Genomic DNA, 6,185 nt, shown 5'->3' on the forward strand with positions numbered 1-6,185 from the left:
CAAGTTGCTTAGCAAGCTGTATTGGGCAAGCCCGTTGGCAAACTCATTTGCCGTGAAGTTTTTCTTTTTTGGAGTGGTAATGACAGTAGATTCGATCCTGGACTTTCTTTCGAACGGCTTGCTGCACGCAACCGGTTGGCAGATTTTCTTTTACACCCTGATTGTGACCCACATCACGATCGCGGGCGTCACCATTTATCTGCATCGCTGCCAGGCGCACCGTGCGCTGGATCTGCACGCCATTCCAAGTCACTTCTTCCGCTTCTGGCTGTGGATTACCACGGGCATGGTCACCAAGGAGTGGGCCGCGATTCACCGCAAGCATCACGCCAAGTGCGAAACTGAAGAAGATCCGCACAGCCCGCAAGTACGCGGCATCAAGAAGGTGCTGCTGGAAGGCGCCGAGCTGTATCGCACTGAATCCAAGAACGCCGAAACCATGGAAAAGTATGGCCATGGCACGCCGGATGACTGGGTCGAGCGCAACGTCTATACCCGTTTCGGCTGGCAAGGCGTCGGTCTGATGCTGATCATCGACGTCATGCTGTTCGGCGTTATCGGTCTGACGGTCTGGGCTGTCCAGATGCTGTGGATCCCGATCACCGCCGCCGGCATCATCAACGGTATCGGTCACTTCTGGGGCTATCGCAACTACGACTGCAACGACGCTGCGACCAACGTGTTCCCATGGGGCATCATCATCGGCGGCGAAGAACTGCACAACAACCATCATACTTTCGGCACGTCGGCCAAACTGTCGTCGAAGTGGTATGAGTTCGACATTGGCTGGATGTATATCCGTATTCTGGAGATGATGGGCCTGGCCAAGGTCAAGAAGGTTGCGCCGGCGCCGAAGTTCGATCGTCAGAAACTGGTCGCCGATTTCGATACGCTGCAATCCGTGATCGCCAACCGCTACGACGTCATGTCCAAGTACGCCAAGTCGCTCAAGCGCGCCTGGGCTGACGAAATCGAACACCTGGCGGAAAAGGCCAAGCTGGAATCGCGTTTCCTGAAGTCGTCCAAGAAGCTGCTGCAACGTGAACCGGCCAAGCTGGAAGACGGTCAGAAGCAACAATTGTCCGAGTTGTTCACGCACAGCAAGGCGCTGCAGACCATGCACGAAATGCGCGTGGAACTGGGCGCGATCTGGGGCCGTTCCAATTCGACCCGCGAACAGTTGCTGCAGCAGTTGCAAGACTGGTGCGTGCGTGCTGAAGCCTCGGGCATCCATGCTCTGCGTGACTTCGCATTGCGCCTGCGTAGCTACGCTTGATTTGTATCGATCGGCTGTGAGTAAAGTTCTTCCTGCAATTTTGCTCGCAGCCGTCGCCGCTTCGGCGGCGCTTCCCGGCGCAACGCTGGCGAAGACTACTCTTCCCAGTTTCACTCTTCCCGACGTCAAGATCCAGAGCCAGCAACGGCTGATTTATCGTTGCGCCGGCGATGTGCGTTTACCGGTGCGCTATCTCAATACCAGCGCAGGCGCCTTCGCCTATTTGCCGGTGGCGGGTAAGCGTCAGCTGTTCGTCAGTGTGATTGCGGCTTCGGGCGTGAGATACGTTGCCGGACGCTATGTCTGGTGGAACAAGGGGAACGAGGGATTCCTGTCTGATGAAACGCTGGGCGAAGATGCCGAGCACATCCTCAAGGATTGCAAACAAATTGAAAATTGGTGAGAGCAGGGCAGCAGGTTTTCCCTGTTATCAGTTTCACCAGACGCTGCGCATTCCTCAGGAATGCGCCGGCAATAAAAAAGCCCCGGATGCAAATCGCGGGGCTTTTTTTACGACAAGAGAAAAATCAATTACTTGATCTTGGTCTCTTTGTATTCAACGTGCTTGCGAACCTTGGGATCGAACTTCATGATCGCCAGTTTTTCAGGTGTCGTACGCTTGTTCTTTGTCGTGGTGTAGAAGTGACCTGTACCTGCGGTCGACTCCAACTTGATTTTGTCGCGGCCGGATTTAGCCATGATAGATTTCCTTTACTCTGCTAGTTAGACTTTTTCGCCGCGAGCACGCATATCGACCAAAACGGCATCAATGCCGACTTTGTCGATCACGCGCAGGCCGGCGTTGGACAAGCGCAGGGAAACCCAACGGTTTTCCGACTCGACGAAAATGCGGCGGTTTTGCAGGTTAGGCAAAAAGCGGCGCTTGGTCTTGTTGTTCGCATGGGAGACGTTGTTGCCGACCATCGGCCCCTTCCCGGTGACTTGGCATACACGTGCCATGGAGTGCTCCTTAAAAATTCCAGAAATTGGAAAAAAAGAGAGTATAGCCAAAAAACATTGATTATTCAATGACTTGCGAAAAACAATTGTGTCGTTGTTTTGAATTAAATTTAACAATTGTCGGTCCGTCCTGAAACGCTGGTTCTCAGAGCTGCCCATGCTCCGCAAACGAATGCGTACGCCGCCCGGCCACCACGATGTGATCCAGCACACGCACGTCGACCAGGCCCAGCGCCTGTTGCAGCGTCTGCGTCAGGAGCAGGTCAGCGCTGCTAGGCTGGGGCTCGCCGGACGGGTGATTATGGGCCAGGATCACGCCCGCAGCGTTGCGCGCCAGCGCTGCCTTGACGATTTCACGCGGATAAACGCTGGCTTGGGTCAGCGTGCCGCGAAACATTTCCTCCGCCTCGATCAGGCGATTCTTGACGTCGAGAAACAGCACCACGAAGCTTTCATGGGCCTTGCCGTGGAACAGCAGCTGCAGATAGTTGGCTACCGCCTGCGGTGAACTGAGTGCTGTCCCGGACGTCAATTCTTCAGCCAATGCACGCCGGGCCAGCTCCAGCACAGCCTGCAACTGGGCGTATTTGGCAGGTCCCAGGCCGTTGATGCCGCAAAAATCGGCCAGCCGGGCGGCAAACAGTCCCTGCAGCGAGCCGAAATGTCCGACCATGTCGCGCCCGAGGTCAACCGCGCTTTTGCCGGTCACGCCTACACGCAGGAACACCGCCAGCAATTCGGCGTCAGACAGGGATTGCGGGCCTTGCCGGATCAGGCGCTCGCGCGGGCGCTGGTCTTCCGGCCAATCGGTGATTGCCATGGGGGCCTTTTAAAACACTCGAAAGTCGAGGGGTTTTTTACGGAGCTTCGCAACGTGGCTTACAATAGCGGGCTGTCGCATCAACTGATGTTGTATCGATCCGGCACGCCACTTTGTCACGTTTATTGAAGATTGTTCATGTCCAACGCATCTGTCCCGGTCGTCACCGAAACCGCTTATCTCACCCTGCATTACCGCCTCGCTTCGCTGACCGGTGAAAACATCGTCAGCACCTTCGAGGAAAAGCCGGCCACACTGCAATTCGGCCAGGGTCAACTGGCGCCGTTCCTGGAGGCTTGCCTGCTGGGATTGCCGGAGGGCGTTCATCAGACTTTCGAGCTGGCGCCGGAGCAGGCTTTTGGACCGCGCAACCCGGAATTGATTCAGCGCATCTCGCGCGCCACGCTGGAAGAAAACTCGTCGATGGACGCAGATTATCGCGTCGGCGACCTGGTCGATTTCGCGGCGCCGGGCGGCGGCCGCTTTGCAGGCGTGTTGCGCGAGATTGATGCGCAAGGCGCGCTGTTCGATTTCAATCATCCGCTGGCCGGGCAAACACTGAAATTTGAAGTAAAAATCATCGGGATTCTGTAAGGTGCTCGATATGGACAAGCAAGAATCTGAAATTTTATTGGCTCAGCCGCGCGGTTTCTGCGCCGGCGTCGATCGTGCCATCGAAATCGTCGAGCGTGCGTTGACGCAATTCGGCGCACCGATCTACGTGCGCCATGAAATTGTCCACAACGCCTACGTTGTCGCCGACCTGCGCAACAAGGGCGCGATCTTCATCGAAGAGCTGGCCGACGTGCCGGCCGGGAACACCGTCATCTTTTCCGCGCATGGTGTCTCCAAGGCGGTGCAGGCTGAAGCCCAGGAACGCGGCCTGACCGTATTCGACGCCACTTGCCCGCTGGTCACCAAGGTCCACATGGAAGTCGCCAAGATGCGCCGCGAAGGTCGCGAGATCATCATGATCGGCCACCAGGGCCATCCTGAAGTCGAGGGCACCATGGGCCAGACCGAAGCCGGCATGTATCTCGTGGAAACCGTCGACGACGTCCTCAAGCTGCAGGTCACCGATCCTGATCTGCTGGCCTATGTGTCGCAAACCACTTTGTCGGTGGACGACACCACCGACATCATCGCCGCGCTCAAGCAACGCTTCCCGAATATCGCCGAGCCGAAAAAAGGCGACATCTGCTACGCCACCACCAACCGCCAGGAAGCGGTCAAGTTCATGGCGCCGCAGGTCGACGTCGTGATCGTGGTCGGCAGCCCCAACAGTTCCAACTCCAACCGCCTGCGTGAAGTTGCGGAAAAGAAGGGCGTGCCCGCCTACATGGTCGACAACGCCGAGCTGATCAAGCAGGAATGGCTGGACGGCAAGCGTCGCGTCGGCGTCACCGCCGGCGCCTCGGCGCCTGAAGTACTGGTGCAGGCCGTCATCGATCGGATCAAGGAAGGCTCGTTGCGCAGCGTGCGCATCCTTGAGGGCATCGAGGAGCATGTCACATTCCCGATGCCCAAAGGTCTGGGCGGTGGTCGTTCGGTAACCGGCAACAGCTGAACAAGGAATTTCCCGGTTTGCTCCGGGCTTCAAAAGAGCGCACCCCGGTGCGCTTTTTTTATGTCGTGAATCACGCGGATCAACAGGCCGGGCGGGCACTTGCGCGGTTTTTCGTGTTGTAGCCTGCGCTTAGGTATAATCCCGCTCCAACCGCGAGGCCCCACAAGGCGCACTCGCTTTTTTGATCGTCCCAATACCTTTCGACAAAGAAGGAGCGTCCCTGATCATGACCATCCGCATGAGCATCCCCGTGAATTTGCCCCAGCTTGTCCTTGCACGCTCCATCTTGACGCGTTCCTCCCCCAATTCCCGTTTGACCTCGTAAGGCCACAGCGCCGATGGCGGCCGCCATGGCCGTCTCCGGCAGCTTGCAAGCGCTTGCGACATTCGGCCGATCGGGAACGCTTTTTGCTCTATCGCTCGCATGCCTGGGCCCGAGCCCGGCTTTGCCCTCGCAGGCATTTCATTGATTCGTTACACATAGTTAGGAAGCATCCATGGACATATTCATCCAGCAAATCATCAACGGCCTGGTCTTGGGGAGCATGTACGCCCTGATCGCCCTGGGCTACACGATGGTGTACGGCGTGCTGAACCTGATCAATTTTGCGCACGGCGACGTGCTCATGATCGGCGCGATGGCAGGCTTGAGCATCTTGAAGCTGGTGCAGCACGTGGCGCCGGACTTGCCGGGCATCGTCAAGCTGATCATCGCCATCATCGGCGCGATTCCCGTGTGCGTGATCGTGAGCATGATCATCGAGCGGGTGGCTTACCGTCCGCTGCGCAATGCGCCGCGCCTGGCGCCGCTCATTACCGCCATTGGCGTGTCGATCCTGCTGCAGACGCTGGCCATGATGATCTGGGGCCGCAGCCCGCTGCCGTTCCCGCAGATCATGCCGTCGGATCCGGTGCACATCGCCGGCGCGCTGATTTCGCCCACGCAGATCATGCTCTTGCTGCTGGCACTGGCCGCGATGATCGGCCTGGTCCTCATCGTTGAGAAGACCAAGATGGGCCGCGCCATGCGCGCCACGGCGGAGAACCCGCGCATTGCGGGGTTGATGGGCGTGGACTCGAATCGCGTGATCGTGGTCACCTTCATCATCGGCGCGGCGCTGGCGGCCATTGCCGGCGTCATGTGGGCGGCGAATTACTCCACCGCGCAATTCGCCATGGGCTTCGTGCCGGGCCTGAAGGCCTTCTCGGCAGCGGTGCTGGGCGGCATCGGCAACATCTACGGCGCCATGCTGGGCGGCATTCTGCTGGGCCTGATCGAGAGCCTGGGCGCCGGTTACATCGGCGACCTGACGGGCGACTTCCTGGGCAGTAACTACCAGGACATCTTCGCCTTCATCGTGCTGATCATTGTGCTCACCTTGCGTCCTTCGGGGATCATGGGTGAACGTGTAGCCGATCGTGCTTAAGCTGCGCTTAAGCTAAACAAAATATCAAAGAGAGACCGACATGGCCTTCCTCACCTTCGACAAGAAACGCAACCCGCGCCAGGCCAACATCAGCCTGGTGGCGCTGTTGATCCTCATGATCGCCTTCCCCTTCAT

At 57.9% G+C, this 6,185-nt stretch carries 8 protein-coding genes; 5 read left to right on the forward strand and 3 right to left on the reverse strand.

Annotated elements, in window-relative coordinates; translation table 11 throughout:
• Positions 1–79 precede the first annotated feature (79 nt).
• Both ACIROY_RS09675 and ACIROY_RS09680 read left to right on the forward strand, forming a co-directional pair.
• The gene (locus ACIROY_RS09675) at positions 80–1,276 is read left to right on the forward strand and encodes a fatty acid desaturase (RefSeq protein ID WP_402274935.1); all 1,197 of its coding nucleotides are present in this window, start codon (positions 80–82) and stop codon (positions 1,274–1,276) included.
• Between the two features lie 16 nt (positions 1,277–1,292).
• Positions 1,293–1,679, forward strand: a complete 387-nt coding sequence (locus ACIROY_RS09680; RefSeq protein WP_402341374.1) for an MliC family protein — start codon at positions 1,293–1,295, stop codon at positions 1,677–1,679.
• A 128-nt stretch (positions 1,680–1,807) separates the two neighbouring features.
• On the opposite strand, the gene rpmG is transcribed toward ACIROY_RS09680, so the two are convergent.
• The 3 genes from rpmG to radC form a co-directional block, all read right to left on the reverse strand.
• Positions 1,808–1,975, reverse strand: coding sequence for a 50S ribosomal protein L33 (gene rpmG / locus ACIROY_RS09685; RefSeq protein WP_016833197.1), 168 nt, complete (start codon positions 1,973–1,975; stop codon positions 1,808–1,810).
• A gap of 24 nt (positions 1,976–1,999) precedes the next feature.
• Positions 2,000–2,236: a 50S ribosomal protein L28 gene (gene rpmB / locus ACIROY_RS09690; protein ID WP_054264245.1), complete on the reverse strand. Its 237-nt coding sequence runs from the start codon at positions 2,234–2,236 to the stop codon at positions 2,000–2,002.
• 145 nt (positions 2,237–2,381) lie between these two features.
• Positions 2,382–3,056, reverse strand: a complete 675-nt coding sequence (gene radC, locus ACIROY_RS09695) for a DNA repair protein RadC (protein ID WP_402341376.1) — start codon at positions 3,054–3,056, stop codon at positions 2,382–2,384.
• Between the two features lie 138 nt (positions 3,057–3,194).
• Between radC and ACIROY_RS09700 the strand changes: the two genes are divergently transcribed.
• The 3 genes from ACIROY_RS09700 to ACIROY_RS09710 all read left to right on the forward strand — a co-directional run bounded on the left by ACIROY_RS09700 (position 3,195) and on the right by ACIROY_RS09710 (position 6,050).
• Complete coding sequence (locus ACIROY_RS09700; protein ID WP_116436660.1) at positions 3,195–3,650, forward strand: peptidylprolyl isomerase; 456 nt, start codon at positions 3,195–3,197, stop codon at positions 3,648–3,650.
• A gap of 10 nt (positions 3,651–3,660) precedes the next feature.
• The gene (gene ispH, locus ACIROY_RS09705; protein ID WP_402341378.1) at positions 3,661–4,623 is read left to right on the forward strand and encodes a 4-hydroxy-3-methylbut-2-enyl diphosphate reductase; all 963 of its coding nucleotides are present in this window, start codon (positions 3,661–3,663) and stop codon (positions 4,621–4,623) included.
• A gap of 497 nt (positions 4,624–5,120) precedes the next feature.
• The gene (locus tag ACIROY_RS09710; RefSeq protein WP_053196745.1) at positions 5,121–6,050 is read left to right on the forward strand and encodes a branched-chain amino acid ABC transporter permease; all 930 of its coding nucleotides are present in this window, start codon (positions 5,121–5,123) and stop codon (positions 6,048–6,050) included.
• Positions 6,051–6,185 lie beyond the last annotated feature (135 nt).

Source organism: Herbaspirillum sp. NPDC101396 (assembly GCF_044767365.1).
GTDB lineage: Bacteria > Pseudomonadota > Gammaproteobacteria > Burkholderiales > Burkholderiaceae_D > Herbaspirillum.

Bases quoted from the DNA above. Each gene is read 5' to 3' on its own strand.
- ACIROY_RS09675 (WP_402274935.1), top strand. From the start codon at position 80: ATGACAGTAGATTCGATCCTGGACTTTCTTTCGAACGGCTTGCTGCAC.
- rpmG (WP_016833197.1), bottom strand. From the start codon at position 1,975: ATGGCTAAATCCGGCCGCGACAAAATCAAGTTGGAGTCGACCGCAGGT.
- rpmB (WP_054264245.1), bottom strand. From the start codon at position 2,236: ATGGCACGTGTATGCCAAGTCACCGGGAAGGGGCCGATGGTCGGCAAC.
- radC (WP_402341376.1), bottom strand. From the start codon at position 3,056: ATGGCAATCACCGATTGGCCGGAAGACCAGCGCCCGCGCGAGCGCCTG.
- ACIROY_RS09700 (WP_116436660.1), top strand. From the start codon at position 3,195: ATGTCCAACGCATCTGTCCCGGTCGTCACCGAAACCGCTTATCTCACC.
- ispH (WP_402341378.1), top strand. From the start codon at position 3,661: ATGGACAAGCAAGAATCTGAAATTTTATTGGCTCAGCCGCGCGGTTTC.
- ACIROY_RS09710 (WP_053196745.1), top strand. From the start codon at position 5,121: ATGGACATATTCATCCAGCAAATCATCAACGGCCTGGTCTTGGGGAGC.